The organism is Stenotrophomonas nematodicola, from assembly GCF_009467805.1.
In the GTDB taxonomy this organism is placed as follows: domain Bacteria; phylum Pseudomonadota; class Gammaproteobacteria; order Xanthomonadales; family Xanthomonadaceae; genus Stenotrophomonas; species Stenotrophomonas nematodicola.
This window is the reverse complement of record NZ_WIAY01000006.1, coordinates 31506-48880: the sequence shown is the minus strand read 5'-3', so window position 1 is coordinate 48880 and position 17375 is coordinate 31506. Positions and strand designations below refer to the sequence as shown.

Below are 17375 nucleotides of genomic sequence, written 5' to 3'. Positions count from 1 at the left end.
CCTCATGCCCGGCGCGACCGGGCCCATGCCTGGCAAAGGAGAAACCGTCATGGCAGAAGCGAAGAAAATCGGGGTGGTCGGCGCCACCTTCCTGGTGGCCGGCAACATGATGGGTTCGGGGGTGTTCCTGCTGCCCTCCAGCCTGGCCAAGATCGGCACGGCGTCGATCTGGGGCTGGCTGATCACCACCGCCGGCGCGCTGCTGCTGGCGTTCGTGTTCGCCAAACTCGGCAAGCTGGCGCCCAAGGCCGGCGGTCCGTACGCCTACGCGCGCGACTGGTTCGGCCCGTACATGGGCTTCCAGACCAACACCATCTACTGGTTCGCCAACTGGATCGGCAATGTGGCCATTCCGATTGCGGCGGTGGGCTACTTCAGCTATTTCTTCCCGATCCTGTCCGAGCCGCTGCCGCGTTGCATCGCGGTGCTCGCACTGGTGTGGGCGCTGAGCTTTGCCAACGTGATCGGGCCGTCCTTTGTCAGCCGGTTGCAGACCGTGACCACCAGTTTCGCGCTGGTGCCGATTCTGGGCATCGCGATCTTCGGCTGGTTCTTCTTCGATCCGGCCATTTTCAAGGGCGCCTACAATGTGTCGGGTGAGTCCAACTTCGGCGCGGTGTCCAGCGCGGCGGCGTTGACGCTGTGGGCGTTCATCGGCGTGGAGTCGGCGTCGGTCACCGCCGGCGTGGTGGAGAACCCGGAAAAGAACGTTGCCCGCGCCACGCTGGCCGGCGTGTTCCTGGCGGCGGTGGCCTATATCGCCAGCTCGTCGGTGATCATGGGCATGGTGCCCAACGGCGAACTGCAGGTGTCCGACGCGCCGTTCGCGCTGGCCGCAGCCAACGCGGTGGGCGGGTGGGGCGGTGCGGCGGTGAGCCTGTGCGCCTTCATCGGCGCGGCCGGTTCGCTCGGCGGTTGGATCCTGCTGACCGCGCAGAGCGCAAAGGCGGCATCGGACGATGGCCTGTTCCCCCGTATCTTCAGCCGGACCAACAAGGATGACGTACCGGTCAAGGGCGTGCTGATCGTGGCAGTGCTGATGACCCTGGCGGTGCTGGTGACCTCCACTTCGGCCACCGCATCGGCACAGTTCGATGTGATCACCTCCGCTGCCGTCGTGCTGACCCTGCTGCCTTACATCTATTCCTGCGTGGCCTGCTATTTCGTGGTCGAGCGCTCGCACACGCTGGTCCATACCGGCGCGTTCTGGGCGCTGACCAGCATTACCGTCGTGTACTGCCTGTGGGCGATCTTCGGCTCGTCGGGCAGCATCGTGCAGTACGCCTTCCTGTTCGTGCTGTTCATCACCGTGTTCTATCCGTTCTTCAGCGAGGAGCGCCGCCGCCAGCGCGGCCAGCTGCCGGCGCTGGACGCGGTGAGCAACCCCAGGATTTCGTGACATTGCCCCAGGAGAATGCCTGTGTACTTCAAGTCGCTTGATTACCCCATCATCGTCATCGACGACGATTACGAGTCTCCGCGCATCGGTGGCATCCTGATCCGCGCGCTGGTTGACGAGCTGCGCAAGAACGACCAGCGCGTGCTGTGCGGCCTGACCCTGGCCGATGCACAGGCCGGTGCGCGCACGTATGTGGCCGCTTCGGCGGTGCTGATTTCCATTGACGGTACCGAGGACAAGCCCGAGCAGTTCCAGCGGCTGCTCGGCTTCCTGCGCGAGCAGAGCGCGCGGCGCGGCAACCTGCCGGTGTTCCTGTATGGCGAGCGGCGCACCATCGAGAAGGTACCCAGCAAGCTGCTCAAGTATGTGCACGGCTACGTGTTCCTGTTCGAGGACACCAAGAGCTTCATCTCGCGGCAGGTGATGCGCGCGGCCGAAGATTACATGCAGAATCTGCTGCCGCCGTTCTTCAAGGCGCTGATCCACCACGCCGCCGAGTCGAACTACTCCTGGCACACGCCAGGCCATGCCGGTGGCGTGGCCTTCACCAAGTCGCCGGTGGGTCGGGCCTTCCACCAGTTCTATGGTGAGAACACCCTGCGCAGCGATCTGTCGATCTCGGTTCCCGAACTGGGTTCGCTGCTCGATCACAGCGGCCCGATCAAGGCCGCAGAGAACGAGGCCGCGCGCAACTTCGGCGCCGACCACACGTTCTTCGTCACCAATGGCACCTCTACCGCGAACAAGATCGTCTGGCACGGTACCGTTGGCCGGGGCGACGTGGTGTTCGTGGACCGCAACTGCCACAAGTCGTTGCTGCACTCGCTGATCATGACCGGTGGCATCCCGGTCTATTTCACCCCCAGCCGCAATGCGCACGGCATCATCGGGCCGATCAGTCTGGACCAGTTCACGCCTGAGGCGCTGCAGCAGTCGATTGCCGCCAACCCGCTGGCGAGCAAGGCCTACAAGGCCGGCTCCAAGCCGCGCATCGCGGTGGTTACCAATTCCACCTACGACGGGCTGTGCTACAACGCCGAGAAGATTGCCGAGGAGATCGGCAGCGCGGTGGACTTCCTGCATTTCGATGAGGCCTGGTACGCCTATGCGGCGTTCCATCCGTTCTACGAGAACCATTACGGCATGGCCAAGGGCAAGCCGCGCGAGCAGGATGCGATCATTTTCACCACGCATTCCACGCACAAGCTGCTGGCTGCCTTCTCACAGGCGTCAATGATCCATGTCCGCAATGCGGCCAGCCGCGAACTCGACGCCGAGCGCTTCAACGAAGCGTTCATGATGCACACCACCACCAGCCCGCATTACGGGGTGATTGCCGCATGCGACGTGGCCTCGAAGATGATGGAAGGGGCGGCCGGCGAGTCCCTGGTGCAGGAAATGCACGATGAGGCCATCGCCTTCCGGCGCGCCATGCTGCACGTGCGAGAAGACCTCGGTCGCGACGACTGGTGGTTCAGTGTGTGGCAGCCGGACAAGCTGGAGCGTTCGTTGGCCAAGGGCGACGCCCCGGCGCCGATGGTGGCCAAGCGCGAGGAGTGGTATCTGCAGCCTGGCGCGCACTGGCACGGCTTCGATGGCCTGGTCGAGGACTATGTGCTGATCGACCCGATCAAGGTGACGTTGCTGACCCCCGGGTTGTCGATGGACGGCGAGATGGGGCAGCGCGGCATTCCGGCCGCGGTGCTGAGCAAGTTCCTGTGGACGCGCGGCATTACGGTGGAGAAGACCAACCTGTACTCGGTGCTGTTCCTGTTCTCGATGGGCATCACCAAGGGCAAGTGGAGCACGCTGGTGACCGAACTGATGGCGTTCAAGGAGCTCTACGACAGCAATGCGCCGCTCAGCCGCGCCCTGCCGCAGTTGGTCGCCGACTACCCGCAGGCGTACGCGGGCTGGGGACTGCGCGACCTGTGCCAGGCGTTGCATGCCTTCAATGGCGAGTTCGCCGTGCCACAGGTGATGCGCGAGATGTACGTGGACCTGCCCGAGCCGGTGCTGACGCCGGCCGAGGCCTACGACCACCTGGTGCGCGGGCAGATCGAGCGGGTCGATATCGAGGCGATCAGCGGCCGCATCGCCGGCACCATGCTGGTGCCGTACCCGCCGGGCATCCCGACGATCATGCCGGGTGAGCGTTTCGGTGCCACCGACGAGCCGATCATCCAGTCGCTGCGCATCGCCCGCGAACAGAATGCGCGATTCCCGGGCTTCGAGTCGGACGTGCACGGGCTTATCATCGATCGTGACGGTGATACGCCGAGCTACAAGGTGGAGGTGCTGAAGGTCTGACGCCCGCGCGACGGACCCTCGGCAAGCGATGGATACAGCACGCGAGCAGCGGGTCCTCAAACTCTCCATCGGGATGACGATGGCCGTCAGCGCCGTCGGCTTCGGCGGTGGCCTGCTGGTGGGATCGCAGGCCATCCTGTTCGACGGGGTCTACAGCCTGGTGGATGTGGCGCTGACGCTGGTGGCACTGTCGGTGCTGCGGCTGGTGGCGCGGGAGGAAAGCCCGCGCTTCCAGTACGGCTACTGGCACCTGGAGCCGATGGTGGAGGCCCTCGGCGGGGCGATCCTGTCGCTGGCATGCATCTACGCACTGGCCAATGCGGTGATCGGCGTGACCACCGGCGGCCACGAGGTGAAAGCCGGGCCTGCCCTGGTGTGGGCGGCCGTGCTGTGCGTGAGCAACCTGGGCATGGCTGCGTTCGTGCGCACCCGGGCGATGCGGCTGCAGTCGGCGCTGTTGTGGCTGGACGTGCGCGCCTGGCTGCTGAGCGGCCTGATGAGCCTGGCCGTGGTGCTGGCGTTCGCGCTGGCGCTGCTGCTGCGCGGCGGCGACCATGCGCATTGGATTCCCTATCTGGACCCGCTGGTGCTGGCGGCGATCAGCCTGGCGGTGCTGCCGGTGCCGCTGCGCAGTGCCTGGAAGGCCATGCGCGAGGTGCTGCAGGTGGCGCCGGACACCCTGGACGCGCGCGTGCAGGCGGTGATGAAGGACTTCGTGGCCGAACACGGCTATCTGGATTTCACCAGCCACGTCGCCAAGATGGGGCGCATGCGGTTTGTCGAGATCCACATCCTGACCCATCCGGACACGGTCATCGGCACCATCGGCAGCGTGGACGCGCTGCGCGACGAGATCGCCGCGCGCCTGGACGCTCGCGGCAGCGAATTCTGGCTGACCATCGATTTCACCGCCGACCCGGCGTGGACCTGAAGGGGAGCGGGTACAGCGACTGCTACAGCCAGATCGAACGGCGCACGCTGACGTGGCTGATGCGGCCCTGGACGGTGTGATAGGTCACGTCCAATCCGCGCGTGAGCAAGGGGGATTCATCGACAGGCACCCTGCACACGAGGCGATCCGCCGACGGTGACCGGCAGCGGTAATAGAGGAAGTCGGTGGATGCCGGATCGGCCGAGCGGCCGCGCATGGTGCGGTTGAGGCCGGCCTCTATCGTTGCCGCAGGCACGGGAATGCCGGGCAGGTCGAGCCCGGCGCTGTGGGTGAGCGTGTCGATCGGGCTCACGCAGCCGCAGGCCGATGGCGAATAGCCGACCAGCGCCACGCCCGCCGCCAGCGCCGCCACGGCGGCCGATGACACCAGGAGCATCCTGCGCATTGCGTTCCTCCGTTCGGGGCGTTGCCGTCGGCGGCATCCTCGCACGGACCGGTGGCGGTGGCGACCGCATCGGCTGCGGTATTGCACGGCATATATGGAACATATATGGTGTATATCCTATTCGTATTGGAGCGCCTGTATGGGCATCGTCAACATCGACGACGCGCTGCACGACAACCTGCGCCGCGCCAGCGGCGTGTCCGGCCGCTCGATCAACGCCCAGGCCGGGTTCTGGATCCGTATCGGCATGCTGTGCGAGATGAACCCCGGCCTGAGCTATCAGGAGATCGTCAGCCGCGAGCTGCGCGCCGCCGGGGTCGATCCCGGCCTGCTGCCGGCGGTGCCGGCATGATCAAGACGCCCGACGAACAGCAGCGGATGCGCGAAGCGGGTCGGCTGCTGGCATCGGTGTTCGAGGCGCTGGACCGGTTGCCGCTGGAAGGCATGAGCACGCTGCAGGTCAACGACTGGGTGGAACACTTCATTGTTGACCGGCTGCACGCGCGCCCGGCCAGCAAGGGCCAGTACGGCTTCGCGTATGTGCTCAACAGCTCGATCGACAACGTGGTCTGCCACGGCGTGCCATCGGCTGCGGACGTGCTGCGTGCCGGCAGTATCGTCAACCTGGACATCACCCTGGAGAAAGGCGGGTACATCGCCGATTCCAGCAAGACCTATCTGATCGGCGAGGTGGACTACGCGGCGCGTCGGCTTGTGCGGGTGACCCGCGAGGCGATGTGGAAAGGCATCGGCGTGGTACGGCCGGGCGCGACGTTGGGCGATATCGGTTTTGCCATCCAACAGCACGCCAAGGCGCACGGCTACAGCGTGGTGCGCGAGTTCTGCGGCCACGGCATCGGGCGCGAGATGCATGAAGAGCCGCAGGTGCTGCACTACGGCCGCCGTGGCGACGGCCTGGCGCTGGAGGAAGGCATGGCCTTTACCATCGAACCGATGATCAACCAGGGCCGGGCGGGCATCGACATCAGCGAGGACGGCTGGACGGTGACCACGCGCGACGGCCGGTTGTCGGCCCAGGCCGAACACACTGTGCTGGTGACCGCCGACGGGGTAGAGGTGCTGACGTTGCGTAGCGACGAGCGGGACACGCTGGGACGATACGCCGGTCATCGCCCACTGCCACGCTGAGCACGCTCAGGGATCGCCGGCCGCGGCGCGGGCCTGGATGACCTTGTCGATGGTGAAGCCGGGCAGCATCGCGCGCATTTCCTCGATCATCGCCTGGCGGGAGGCCTCCGCATCGTCAACCGGGAGGCCTGCTTCCAGCGCGCGCCGGTAGGTATCCAGACCGGCCGCCTGCAGTGCGGCGTCGCAGTGCGAGGCCGCCGCCAGCGCGATCTCGGTGGCGCTGGCGGTGCTTCGATGGTGCTGCTGCGCGTAGCCGAAATGGCAGCCGAGCAGCGCTGTCAGCGGCAGGTCCTGCGCAGGTTCGGCGTGCTGTGCCTGTGCAAGGGCCGGTACGGTGCCCAACAGGGCGAGCAGTGCGATGCGGAGGCGGGGATGCATGGAGGGTTCCTGTCGAGGTGGGTCGTGGCGGGCGCGGTCAGGATGCACCCGGGCGATCGACCGGCGCCCAGTGTCCCATCCGTCCGGCGACGCATTCAATGAAGGCGCGCAGTCTGGCGCTCACGTGCCCGCTCGGGGGAGGCGGCATGCATCGGCATCGGGTCGATCCGTCACTCGGGAAACAGGCGCACCAGGTCGCCCGTGGCCGCATGCCGGGCAGCCATGACGTTGGGCAGCCACAGCGCACCTTCACGTGCCGCCGCAGGCCCGGTGCCGATAGTAGGGGCTGTTCCTGCTGCCGGTTGCCGTTGCCCATGCCATTGATTCCCGAGCGCGTACGCCGCTGGCCCCGTCCGTGGCGCGTGGCGCTGTTGTCGCTGCTGGTGGCGTATGCCCTGTATCTGGTGGCCGGCAATGTCTTCCTCAACACGCCCTTGTTCGACGCGGTCACCAACCGCAAGCCGGAGAAGTTCGCCATGCAGACCGGCGCGGCGCTGACCCTGGTGCCGGGACACGCCATCGTCTGGAACGTGCGCATGCGCGGCCAGGCCAACCGCACCGTGTACATCTTCCGCGCCGACCGGGCCAGTGCCTGGATCGCGCTGCCGGCGCTGTTCCGCCGCGAAGTGCGCATCCCGCGGATCGACGCCAGCGGCGTGGAATCGGAGGTGGAACGTGTTGACGCGGCGATTCCGCCGCCGCCACGCAGTGATCGCGGCTGGACCCTGCGCTTCGACGCGATCCACAGCGACAGCATCCGCAGCGGGCGCTTCGGAAAGCTGCTGGTCACCGGCCAGGGCAGTGGCACGGTCGGTTTCCTCAAGCAGCTGCGCGGCGGTCCGTCGGAACTGTTCGATTCCACCGCGGCGTTCGACCGGGCCGCAGTGACCTTCGATGGCGTCAAGGTGCTGGACGACGCGCACCTGGAGGCGCGGTTCCGTTACCCGCGTCATTACCGCGACGAGGCACCGGGGCTGCGCAAGTTCGACATTACCTGGGCGCAGCTCAGGATCGATGCGCGCAGCCAGGGGCTGCGTCTGGATACGGCCGGTGCGCACATCAAGGTCGGCAGCATGCCCTCCAATGCCCGGCTCAACGCCGACGTGACGATGGATCGTGGCGTGCTGCAGCCGGGCAGCCGGGTGGTCTGGCGGGTGCCGGTGCATGCCGGCGTGCATGCCACCGATCGCGGTCTGCTGTCGCTGCAGCTGGATGTGGCGCAGGACATGCGCGTGCAGGCGCGGCTGCCACGTGACCCGGAGACCGGCAGTGAACTGCACGCCGATCTGCGCGTGACCGGGCGGCGCATTCCGTTCCAGGCGCCGGCGGACCTGCTGCCGCGGCTGTCCGGGCAGGTCAGTGGCGCCTGGCAGTTCCAGTCCCTGAACTGGATCGCCGACCTGTTCGTGCGCAAGCCGTGGTTCCATCTGGACGGGGGAGGGCTGCTGGAAGGCGACCTGAAGATTGCCGAAGGTCAGCTCGCGCCGGGCAGTACGCTGGATATTCCGCAGGTGGCCGCGGTGGCCGAAGTGGCCGGGGTCCGTCTGCAGGGCGACGCCAACGCGCACGGCCGCATCGTCGCAGGCGCACCCGCGCAGGCGCAGTTGGACGTTGAGATTCCCCGGTTCCGCGCGGCACCGGCGGCCACGCCGAAGGCGCTGCTGTTCGACGGTCGCGACATGGCGTTGACGCTGCGTGGCGATGCGCGGCTGCAGCAGTTGCGTGACGGCATGCGTGCGCACCTGCGCTTCAACGATGCGCGGGTGCCGGACTTGACCGCCTACAACCGCTATCTGGAGGGCGACAATGTGCGTCTGCTCGGTGGCACCGGCCTGCTCAGCGGCGATGTCGAACTGGATTCGGCCGGCCGGGTGGGTACCGGTCGCGCCGACCTGCGCGGTCGAGGTGCGCAGTTGCAGGTGGCCGGCCTGGCGATGCGTGGCGACGCGCAGTTGAAGGCACGGGTACGTCGGGCCGACTTCGACGCCCGGCAGTTCGACCTGGCCGGCACCACGGTGGATCTGCGCAACATCCGCGTCGGTGATGCCAGCGCACCGGCCAACTGGTGGGGCACCGTGGCATTGCGCCAGGGCCACATCGATGCGGCCGCACCGTTCGAGGTCACCGCACAGGCCGATCTGCGGCTGCGTGATGCGGGGCCGCTGCTGGGGGTGTTCGCCGAACGCAGTGCGTATCCGCGCTGGGTACTGGGCCTGCTCGATTCCGGCGAGGTCCAGGCCAGTGGCCAACTGCGCTGGCGCAGCGGCGAGTTGTGGGTGGATGACCTGCAGGCCGAGAACGAACGGCTGTCGCTGCGCGCGCGGCTGGACCTGGCCCGCGCGCAGCGGCGCGGCAACCTGTACCTGCGGTGGGGCGTGCTCGGGGCAGGAATCGAGTTGGATGGCCAGCAGCGCAAGTGGCACCTGGCCGGCGCCCGTGAATGGTACGAGCAGCAGCCGCGCGTGTTGCCGGCGACCGCACCGGCGCCCTAGCGCGCCGGCTGCGGACGCGCTGGGTGCGCGCGACGGTGCGCGGCTGCGTGCCCCGCGACCGGCGATGGAGCTCAGGGGGCCGTCATGTCCCGGTACACCGGCGCGCTGCTCAGGACCTTCAGTCCGTCCGGACCACTATGCAGCACCCGTTGTTCGCCCACGGCCTGCTGCCACTGCAGGTGAAAGCCATCCTGCGCGGGCAGGCGACCGGCCAGCGCCACCAGGTGGTCGCGCGCGCCCGGGCCGTCGCTGTCGAACTGGCCCCAGCGCACACCGTGGCAATGGATGATCAGCCGGTAGCCACTCATGCGCATGCCTCCAGCCACGTGGTGAACAGGTCGCGTGCGGCGGCAGCGAGCGGTGCGCCGTAGCGTGCCGCCTGATCGCGGAGCACGCGCGGATCGATGCCGGCAGCGTGCAGCTCGTGGGCATGGCCGATCAACCAGGCCTCGGTGCGGCGCGCATCCAGTTCCGGATGGCATTGCAGGCCAAGCACGTGCGTGCCGAGGGCGAACGCCTGCTGCGCACATGCCGCTGTGGCTGCCAGACGCTGTGCGCCGGGTGGCAACGTGAACGTCTCGCCATGCCAGTGCAGCACCGGAATGCCGGCCAACGCACGCAGGGGCGAGGCCATGCCGGCATCGGTGAGTGAAAGCGGGGCGAAGCCGATTTCCCGGGCGCCCATCGGCGCGACCCGCCCACCGAGCGCGCGCGCGATCAGCTGCGCACCCAGGCAGATGCCGAGGGTCGGCCGCTGCTGCCGCAGGCGGCGCTCCAGCAGTGCCAGCTGCAGGCGCAGGAACGGGTAGGTATCGGTGTCGTTGGCACTGATGGGTCCGCCCAGCACGATCAGCAGATCGGCGGTGTCAGCGGCGTCCAGCGGATCGATGCCGGCCTGCAGGGTCTGGAGCTCCCAGCCCCGTCCGGCCAGTACGGTGCCCAGCGTGCCGCAGTCTTCGAACGCGACGTGCCGGATGGCGACGGCGCGGCGCTGTGGCGCCGCCATCATGGCGCAGGCCCTGCTGCTGCGGGGGCGGGCCAGTAAAGGCTGTCCGGAGTGCTGCGCGCGCCGAAGATGGCCTGGCCGACGCGGACCACCGTGGCACCTTCCTCGATGGCGATCTCGACATCGCCGGACATGCCCATCGACAGGGCATCCAGGCTCACCCCGGTCGGGAGCTGCGGCGACAGGCGATCGCGCAGTTCGCGCAGGCGCACGAAGCAGGGGCGCACCTGTGCGGGGTCGGGGGAGAACACGGCCAGAGTCATCAACCCGCGCACGCGCAGGTGCGGGAAGGCGGGCAACTGCTGCACGAAATCGGCGACCGCGATCGGGTCCAGCCCGTACTTGCTGGCCTCACCGGACGTATTGACCTGCACGAACACGTCCAGCGTGCGCTGTTCCAGCGCCAGACGCTGGTCCAGCGCCTGGGCAACGCGCAGGCTGTCCAGCGCCTGGAACTCGCTGGCGAAGCGTGCCACGTCGCGCGCCTTGTTGGTCTGCAGATGGCCGATCACCGACCAGCGCAGACCGGCGAGGTCGGCCATCGCAGCGGCTTTGCGCTGCGCCTCCTGCACCTTGTTCTCGCCCAGCTCATGGCAGCCGGCCTGCCACGCCAGGCGCAGGCGGGCTTCATCGACGGTTTTGCTCACCGGTAGGAGCCGGACGCCCGCCGGGTCGCGCCCGGCGCGGGCGCAGGCGCGGGCGATGCGTTGACGGACCACGTCGAGGTTGTGCGCGATCTCGTCGACGGTGGTGGCCTGCGGCCAGTCGGGTGGGGCAAGGGGCATGGGGGACTCCGGTGTGCAACACTGTCACGGGACGAACCGTATATTGGCATAGGACAAAATGAAAATCACGGGCCAGACCGCCGCTGCGGTCTTCGAGAGCATCCGCCAGCAGATCCTCAGCGGGGCATTGCCGCCAGGCAGCAGCCTGCCGCCGGTGCGTGAACTGGCCGCGCAGCTGGCGATCAACCGCAACACGGTGGCGGCCGCCTACAAGCGGCTGGATGCCGCGGGACTGGCCGTGACCCAGGGTCGCCGTGGCACCGTGGTGGCCGCACGTCCTGTAGCGTCGGCACAGGAAGGCAGTGCGGCGGGGACGACACTGTTCGACCTGTCCAGCGGCAATCCCGATCCGCAGTGGCTGCCGGATCTGCGCGCGCTGCTGCCTGCGCGTGCGCCGCGGTTGTACGGCACACCGACGCTCGACCCCACCTTGGCGCTGCTGGCACGGGCGCAGCTGGACCCGGATTGCCCGGCCGGCTATGCGCTGGAGCTCAGCCACGGCGCGGTGGACGCCATCGAGCGCGTGCTGGCCGGCTGGCTGCTGCCCGGCGACCGCGTGGCGGTGGAGAATCCGTGCTTCCTCGGCAGCCTCAATACGCTGCGGGCGGCCGGGCACGCCACGGTTGCGGTGTCGATCGATGAGGAAGGCATGCAGCCGGTGTCGCTGGCCGCCGCGCTGGAGGCGGGCGCCCGCGCGGTGCTGCTGACCCCGCGTGCGCACAATCCTACCGGCGCCTGCATCAGCGCGCGTCGCGCCCGCGCGCTGCGCCAGGTGCTGGAGCGGTATCCGCAGGTGCTGGTACTGATCGACGATCATTTCGCCGGCCTGTCGCAGCAGCCATATCACTCGGTGCTGCCGCCGGGCACACAGCGCTGGGCGCTGGTGCGCTCGCTGTCCAAGTCACTGGGGCCGGACCTGCGGCTGGCGCTGCTGGGGTGCGATGCCGATACCGCGGCCCGGTTGCGCCTGCGGTTGGCACCGGGGACCGGTTGGGTGAGCCATCTGCTGCAGGACGCGGCGGCGGCGGCGCTGGGCTCGGCCCGGGTGCTGGCCCGCGTGGCCAAGGCCGGGCGCGATTACGCCCAGCGGTGCCAGAGGGTACAGGCCGCGCTGCGCGAGCGCGGCATCGCGACACCGGCGGTGATGGATGGCCTGAATCTGTGGTTGCCGTTGGCACAGGACAGCCAGCCGCTGGTACTGGCGATGGCCCAGCGCGGCTGGCAGTTGCGCGCCGGCGAGGTATTCGCGGTGCAGCCGGGTGTGCATGGCGTGCGCATCACCACGGCCAGCCTGAGCGCGGCCGATGCGCGGCGTCTGGCGGTGGACCTGCAGCAGGCGTTGCAGGCTCAGGGCGCGCTGGGAGTGCTCGGCCGCACGTAGTGCGATTGGCCGTTGTCGCCCACGAAGATCAGTTCGGGTTTGCCCTGCCATGAGGTCAGCATCGCGCCGGTGCTGTTCTGGTGTTTGATCACCAGCGTGGCACCACGGTCGGGATTGGCGGTGACCTTGAACACTTCGGTGGTGCCGGTGGCGTCGTCCAGAGTCAGGATGGCTTCGTCGCCGACATCGGCCGTGCCGTAGCCGCCGCGCTCGGAACCGTCCGCGCCGATCAGGATCAGGCCGGACAGCGGCGAGGCGCGCGGTCCCTGCGAGACACCTTTGCTGAGCGGATCGGGCACCGGTGCGCCAAGGATCACGCGGGCCTGGCCGGTGCCATCTTCGATGATCAACCCACGCGCGGTGATCACGCGATCGCGCGCCTGGCTCTGGTGCAGCGCCAACGCGGTCCAGCTGGACACGACCAGCGCGAGGCTGGCAACCACCAGGGTGGTGAGGGTGAGCGCGCGCGACATGGTTTCTCCGAGTCCTTGGAAAGCGCCGACGATACCGAAAGCTTCGCGCGGCGACCAGTCGGAAAATGCCGCATCGAAGCGATGCACGTCACGTTATGAACGAATGCATCGCGATACATCACAGCATGCCGCATGGAGGCGTCAGTGGAAGTCGCGACTGTGCGTGCGCACACCGTCGATGAGGCCGCCGATGTCCTGCATCTGCCGCACGATCAGGTGCTGCACGCCGTCCACGCGTTCGAGCCGGCCATCGATCTGCATCAGGCGCGCTTCCACCAGCACGCGGTGCTGGCGGTCGGCGATGCGCCGCCAGACCACGGCATTGACCATGCCGCATTCGTCTTCGAGCGTCAGGAAGGTGACCCCGCTGGCTGTCTGCGGACGCTGCCGCATGCGCACCAGCCCGGCAAAGCGCACGTTGCGGCCGTGTGGCAGCGCGGCCAGTTCATCCGAGCGCAGGCAGCGCTGCTGCTGCAGCTGCGGGCGGACGAAGGACACCATGTGGTGGCCCAGTGTGGTGCCGGTGCTGTTGTAGTCGGCCTGCATGTCGTCGAACGCGGTGGGAGCGGGCAGCGCCACCTCGGCTTCGGCGGTGGCGCGCGCCTGCGCGAACAGCGGCAGCGGTTTCTCAACGCCGGAGACCTCCCAGCGCGCGCGATGGCGATGGCCGCTGAGTGCCTTGAGCGCGCCGGCATCGGCCAGCAGGCCCTGGTGGCGCCGATCGAGGCGGGCGCGCTGGCTGAGGTCGGCGACGCTCTCGAACGGCTCGCGTTGGCGTGCCTGCACCAGTGCGGTGGCGACCGCTTCGCTGAAGCCGTCGATCATGCGCAGGCCCAGGCGGATGCCGAACCCGGCACCGGCCACGGCCGGCGGCACCAGCGTGCAGTCCCATGCGCTGTGGCAGGCATCCACGGGCAGTACCGGTACGCCGTGGCGGCGCGCGTCCTGCAGGATCTGGTCGGGCGTATAGAACCCCAGCGGCTGGCTGTTGACCAGGCTGGCGGCGAACGCGGCCGGGTGGTGGCATTTGAGCCAGCAGCTGACATAGGTGATCAGCGCAAAGCTGGCGGCATGGCTTTCCGGGAAGCCGTAGCTGCCGAAGCCCTTGATCTGTTCGAACAGGCGCTCGCCGTAGTCGCGGCTGTAGCCGTTGCCGATCATGCCGGCGAGCAGCTTGTCCCGATGCGGTTCCAACCCGCCGTGGCGTTTCCAGGCCGCCATCGAGCGGCGCAGCGCATCGGCCTCGCCGGGACTGAAACCGCCTGCGGCGACGGCCAGCTGCATCACCTGCTCCTGGAACAGCGGCACGCCCAGGGTGCGTTTGAATACCTTGTGCAGCGCCGGCGGGTAGTCGATTTCTTCGACGCCGCTTTCCTTGAGCTGCTTCCGCCGGTTCAGATACGGATGCACCATGTCGCCCTGGATCGGACCGGGGCGAACGATTGCCACTTCGATCACCAGGTCGTAGAAACAGCGCGGTTGCATCCGTGGCAGCATCGCCATCTGTGCGCGCGATTCGATCTGGAACACGCCCAGGGTGTCGGCGCGGCAGATCATGTCGTAGGTGGCGACGTCGTCGGGCGGGATGGTGGCCATGCTCATCGGCGGTTCGCCATGCGCCTGCAGCAGTGCCAGGCATTTGCGCACGGCGGTGAGCATGCCCAGTGCCAGACAGTCCACTTTCATCAGCCCGGTGGCATCCAGATCGTCCTTGTCCCACTGGATCACGGTGCGCCCGGGCATGGCCGCGTTCTCCACCGGCACGAGCGTGGACAGCGGATGTTCGGAGATCACAAAGCCGCCGGGATGCTGGGACAGATGGCGGGGGAAATCGACCAGTTCGGCGGTCAGCGCCACCACCCGCCGCATCAGCGGCGTGTCCGGGTCGAAACCGCGTTCGCGCAGCGCGTCGGGCAGCGGTTCGTGGCTGCTCCAGCGGTCCAGGCAGGCGGCCAGCTCGTTGACCTGGTCCGGTGGCAGGCCGAGCGCGCGGGCCACATCGCGCACGGCGCTGCGCCCGCGGTAGCTGATTGCCACGGCGGTCAGCGCGGCGCGCTCGCGGCCGTAGCGGTTGAACACGTACTGCAGCACTTCCTCGCGGCGCTCGTGTTCGAAATCGATGTCGATGTCCGGCGGTTCGTCGCGTTCGGCGGAAATGAAGCGTTCGAACAGCAGCTCCATGTGGCTGGGATCGATCTCGGTGATGCCCAGCACGTAGCACACCGAGGAATTGGCGGCCGACCCCCGGCCCTGGCACAGGATCTCCTGGCTGCGCGCGAAGCGCACGATGTCGTGCACGGTGAGGAAGTAGGACGCGTACTGCTTGGTTGCGATCAGGTCCAGTTCGTGTTCGATCTGTGCCCGCTGGGCCGGTGTGGTGCGCTCGCCCCAGCGCCATTGCATGCCGTCCTCGACCAGCGCGCGCAGCCAGCTCCCCGGATCGTGCCCGGCTGGCACCAGTTCGCGCGGATAGGTATAGCGCAGCTGCGACAGGTCGAAGTGGCAGCGGGCGGCGATGCGCAGGGTTTCCTCCAGCAGCGCGGTGGGGTACAGCAGGGCCAGCGCCTGGCGGCTGCGCAGGTGGCGTTCGCCATTGGGGAACAGGCGCCAGCCGGCGTCGGCCAGTGTGCAATGGTGGCGGATGGCAGTGAGGGTGTCCTGCAGGGCGCGGCGGCGGCGCACATGCATGTGCGCATCGCCGCTGGCCACCAGCGGAATCCGGTGGGTCTGGCCGAACTGCTGCAGCACGCGCAGGCGCGCTTCATCGTCGGCCTCTCGGTGCAGCTCCACTGCCAGCCACAGCCGCTGCGGGAAGCAGGCCTGCAGCCAGCCGGCATCGGCCGGATCGGGGCTGCGGTCGACCCACAGGCACAGCAGGTTGGCGGACAGCCCCTGGATGTCGTCGCGCAGGCAGCGATAGGTGCCCTTGGTCGCGCGCCGGCGGCAGGTGGTGATCAGTTGGCACAGCGCGGCATAGCTGGCCAGGTCGGTGCACAGCAGCACCAGGCGCGGGCCATCCTCCAATTGAAACTCGGCGCCGGTGATCAACGCCACGCCGTGGCGGCGCGCGGCCTGCCAGGCGCGCACGATGCCGGCCAGCGAGCATTCGTCGGTGATTGCCAGGGCCCGGTAGCCCTGGTCCCGGGCGCGCGCGAACAGTTCCTCGGCGGTGGAGGCACCGCGCTGGAAACTGAAGGCCGACAGGCAATGCAGCTCGGCATAGTCGGGCAGAGGCAGGTTCATGCGAACCAGCCGTGCAGCATGAATGGGCCGGCGCTGGCGTCGGGCGCGGTGTAGGCCCAGCCGCGTTGGCCCTGCGCGGTTTCCACCACGTAATAGTCGCGGCGCACATCGCCCGCGTCCCACCAGCCCGACTCGATCCGCTCCGGCCCGGAGAGCACGCGCAGATGGGGATCATGCAGCGGCTGCGGTTGCGGCAGCAGCCAGCCGGGGCGCAGGGGCAACGCCACCGGCGGCGATGCCTTGCCGGTGGCGTCGGCATCGCCGCTGGCGCGTTCCGGGCGGTGGTCGGCGCGTAGCCCCAAGCCCTGCACGGCGTCGTCGCCCAGCCGTGCACGCAGGCGTTCGCGCACCTGCTCCCACGGCATGGCCTGCTGCGGGCGCGGGTCGAACAGGTCACGGGCGGCCGGTACGAACGGTGGCAGGCGCTCGGCCTGCAGGCGCAGGCCGCGGCTGCCGGCGGGCAGTGCCAGGTGATCCACCCGGTTGCGCGCCAGCTCGAACAGCATCGCCGGGTCGCGCTCCGGTGCCAGCAGACCGATCGACAGGCGGGTGTCGGGCTGGCCGTCGTGCTCGAACCACAGGTCGAACTGCTGCACGCCGCCATCGCGCGAGCACAGGAAGGCGGCCAGGTCGGCGGTCAGGCGACGCAGCGGGAACAGCAGGGCCTGGGTGGAGTCGATCTCGTACTCGAACTCGATCCGCGCATCGAACCGGTCGGGGGGCTGGAAGTAGCGCAGCAGCGGAGACTGCAGGCCGCGCAGGGCATCCAGATGGGCCAGCACCTGCGGCGCGAAACGCCGCGCCAGGCTGTCACGCGGCACCGCGAAGGCGGCCCCGAGCGTACGCAGGCCCGAGCGGGTCAATACCGTGACGGCATCGACGGGCAGGCCGCTGCGTTCGATCGGCACCGGGTCCAGGGCGGCCAGCAGGTGGCTGTCGTCCACGCCCAGGCGCGGGTGCAGGTGGGTGAGCACGCAGGCGGCGTAGGGATTGGGCGCGGCCACCAGACGATGGCGGAAACCGAGTTCCTGCAGGCCTTCGTGCAGGCGCTGCTCAATCGCCGGCCAATCGCCGAACAGCGCGCGGCTGGCACCGACCTCCAGGGCCAGCGCATGCGGAAAATCCAGACTCACCTGCGAGCTGATGCCGTACAGCCAACTGGCCAGCAGTTGACGGGTGGCCTGTTCGGCGCGCGGATCGTACTCGACGCAGACCAGCTCGCCGGTCAGTACCTGCGCGGCCGACAGCAGCATGCCGCGGCGCAGCCCGAGCTGCCGCGCGCGTGGGCTGACCGCATGCAGCATGCGCCGCTGTGCCGGTCCGCTGACCAGCACCAGCGCGAGCGACGGATCGGGCTGCTGGCGCAACGCGGTATCCAGCGCCAACTGCGGCAGCAACAGGCAGGCCCACTGCATGGCGGCG

The 17375-nt window shown here is 68.5% G+C and carries 15 protein-coding genes; 7 read left to right on the top strand and 8 right to left on the bottom strand.

From position 1 onward, the window contains the following. The first annotated feature begins 49 nt into the window (after window positions 1-49). The 3 genes from adiC to GDJ08_RS16025 are packed head-to-tail and all read left to right on the top strand — an operon-like array spanning window position 50 to window position 4640. Window positions 50-1399 carry an arginine/agmatine antiporter gene (adiC, locus tag GDJ08_RS16035; protein WP_017357145.1) on the top strand — a complete coding sequence of 450 codons (1350 nt, stop codon included), beginning with the start codon at window positions 50-52 and terminating at the stop codon, window positions 1397-1399. Window positions 1400-1420: 21 nt separating this feature from the next. Next, window positions 1421-3709 (top strand): Orn/Lys/Arg family decarboxylase, encoded by a 2289-nt coding sequence (locus GDJ08_RS16030; RefSeq protein ID WP_017357146.1) that lies wholly within the window; start codon window positions 1421-1423, stop codon window positions 3707-3709. A gap of 28 nt (window positions 3710-3737) precedes the next feature. Then, on the top strand, window positions 3738-4640 hold the full coding sequence (locus GDJ08_RS16025) for a cation diffusion facilitator family transporter (RefSeq protein ID WP_017357147.1): 903 nt from the start codon (window positions 3738-3740) through the stop codon (window positions 4638-4640). Window positions 4641-4662: 22 nt separating this feature from the next. Here the strand turns inward: GDJ08_RS16025 and GDJ08_RS16020 are convergent, their stop codons facing one another. Continuing rightward, entirely contained in the window at window positions 4663-5046 is a 384-nt protein-coding gene (locus GDJ08_RS16020; RefSeq protein ID WP_153165264.1) for a hypothetical protein, read from the bottom strand. A 139-nt stretch (window positions 5047-5185) separates the two neighbouring features. Between GDJ08_RS16020 and GDJ08_RS16015 the strand changes: the two genes are divergently transcribed. Both GDJ08_RS16015 and map read left to right on the top strand, forming a co-directional pair. After that, on the top strand, window positions 5186-5398 hold the full coding sequence (locus tag GDJ08_RS16015) for a ParD-like family protein (RefSeq protein WP_017357149.1): 213 nt from the start codon (window positions 5186-5188) through the stop codon (window positions 5396-5398). Then, window positions 5395-6195 carry a type I methionyl aminopeptidase gene (gene map / locus GDJ08_RS16010; protein WP_017357150.1) on the top strand — a complete coding sequence of 267 codons (801 nt, stop codon included), beginning with the start codon at window positions 5395-5397 and terminating at the stop codon, window positions 6193-6195. The genes GDJ08_RS16015 and map overlap by 4 nt, the downstream gene beginning before the upstream one ends. Window positions 6196-6201: 6 nt before the next feature. On the opposite strand, the gene GDJ08_RS16005 is transcribed toward map, so the two are convergent. Beyond that, window positions 6202-6573: a hypothetical protein gene (locus GDJ08_RS16005; protein ID WP_017357151.1), complete on the bottom strand. Its 372-nt coding sequence runs from the start codon at window positions 6571-6573 to the stop codon at window positions 6202-6204. A 314-nt stretch (window positions 6574-6887) separates the two neighbouring features. Between GDJ08_RS16005 and GDJ08_RS16000 the strand changes: the two genes are divergently transcribed. After that, a complete protein-coding gene (locus GDJ08_RS16000; protein ID WP_153165263.1) occupies window positions 6888-9065 on the top strand; it encodes a hypothetical protein in 2178 nt (725 codons plus the stop codon). Between the two features lie 71 nt (window positions 9066-9136). Here GDJ08_RS16000 and GDJ08_RS15995 read toward each other — a convergent pair whose 3' ends face one another. The 3 genes from GDJ08_RS15995 to GDJ08_RS15985 are packed head-to-tail and all read right to left on the bottom strand — an operon-like array spanning window position 9137 to window position 10856. Further along, window positions 9137-9373: a hypothetical protein gene (locus GDJ08_RS15995; RefSeq protein ID WP_026070944.1), complete on the bottom strand. Its 237-nt coding sequence runs from the start codon at window positions 9371-9373 to the stop codon at window positions 9137-9139. Next, window positions 9370-10074 (bottom strand): glutamine amidotransferase, encoded by a 705-nt coding sequence (locus GDJ08_RS15990; RefSeq protein ID WP_017357154.1) that lies wholly within the window; start codon window positions 10072-10074, stop codon window positions 9370-9372. Before GDJ08_RS15990 ends, GDJ08_RS15995 begins: the two co-directional genes overlap by 4 nt. Then, window positions 10071-10856: a YggS family pyridoxal phosphate-dependent enzyme gene (locus GDJ08_RS15985; RefSeq protein ID WP_153165262.1), complete on the bottom strand. Its 786-nt coding sequence runs from the start codon at window positions 10854-10856 to the stop codon at window positions 10071-10073. The genes GDJ08_RS15990 and GDJ08_RS15985 overlap by 4 nt, the downstream gene beginning before the upstream one ends. A 58-nt stretch (window positions 10857-10914) precedes the next feature. Between GDJ08_RS15985 and ptsJ the strand changes: the two genes are divergently transcribed. Further along, on the top strand, window positions 10915-12237 hold the full coding sequence (gene ptsJ / locus GDJ08_RS15980; protein ID WP_153165261.1) for a MocR-like B6 salvage transcription factor PtsJ: 1323 nt from the start codon (window positions 10915-10917) through the stop codon (window positions 12235-12237). Here the strand turns inward: ptsJ and GDJ08_RS15975 are convergent. From GDJ08_RS15975 to GDJ08_RS15965, 3 genes are all read right to left on the bottom strand, one after another. After that, entirely contained in the window at window positions 12204-12710 is a 507-nt protein-coding gene (locus GDJ08_RS15975) for a hypothetical protein (RefSeq protein ID WP_026071027.1), read from the bottom strand. The genes ptsJ and GDJ08_RS15975 overlap by 34 nt on opposite strands. Before the next feature lie 141 nt (window positions 12711-12851). Further along, a complete protein-coding gene (locus tag GDJ08_RS15970) occupies window positions 12852-15953 on the bottom strand; it encodes an error-prone DNA polymerase (protein ID WP_153165260.1) in 3102 nt (1033 codons plus the stop codon). After that, window positions 15950-17368, bottom strand: coding sequence for a Y-family DNA polymerase (locus GDJ08_RS15965; protein ID WP_153165259.1), 1419 nt, complete (start codon window positions 17366-17368; stop codon window positions 15950-15952). Before GDJ08_RS15965 ends, GDJ08_RS15970 begins: the two co-directional genes overlap by 4 nt. Between the last annotated feature and the right edge of the window lie 7 nt (window positions 17369-17375).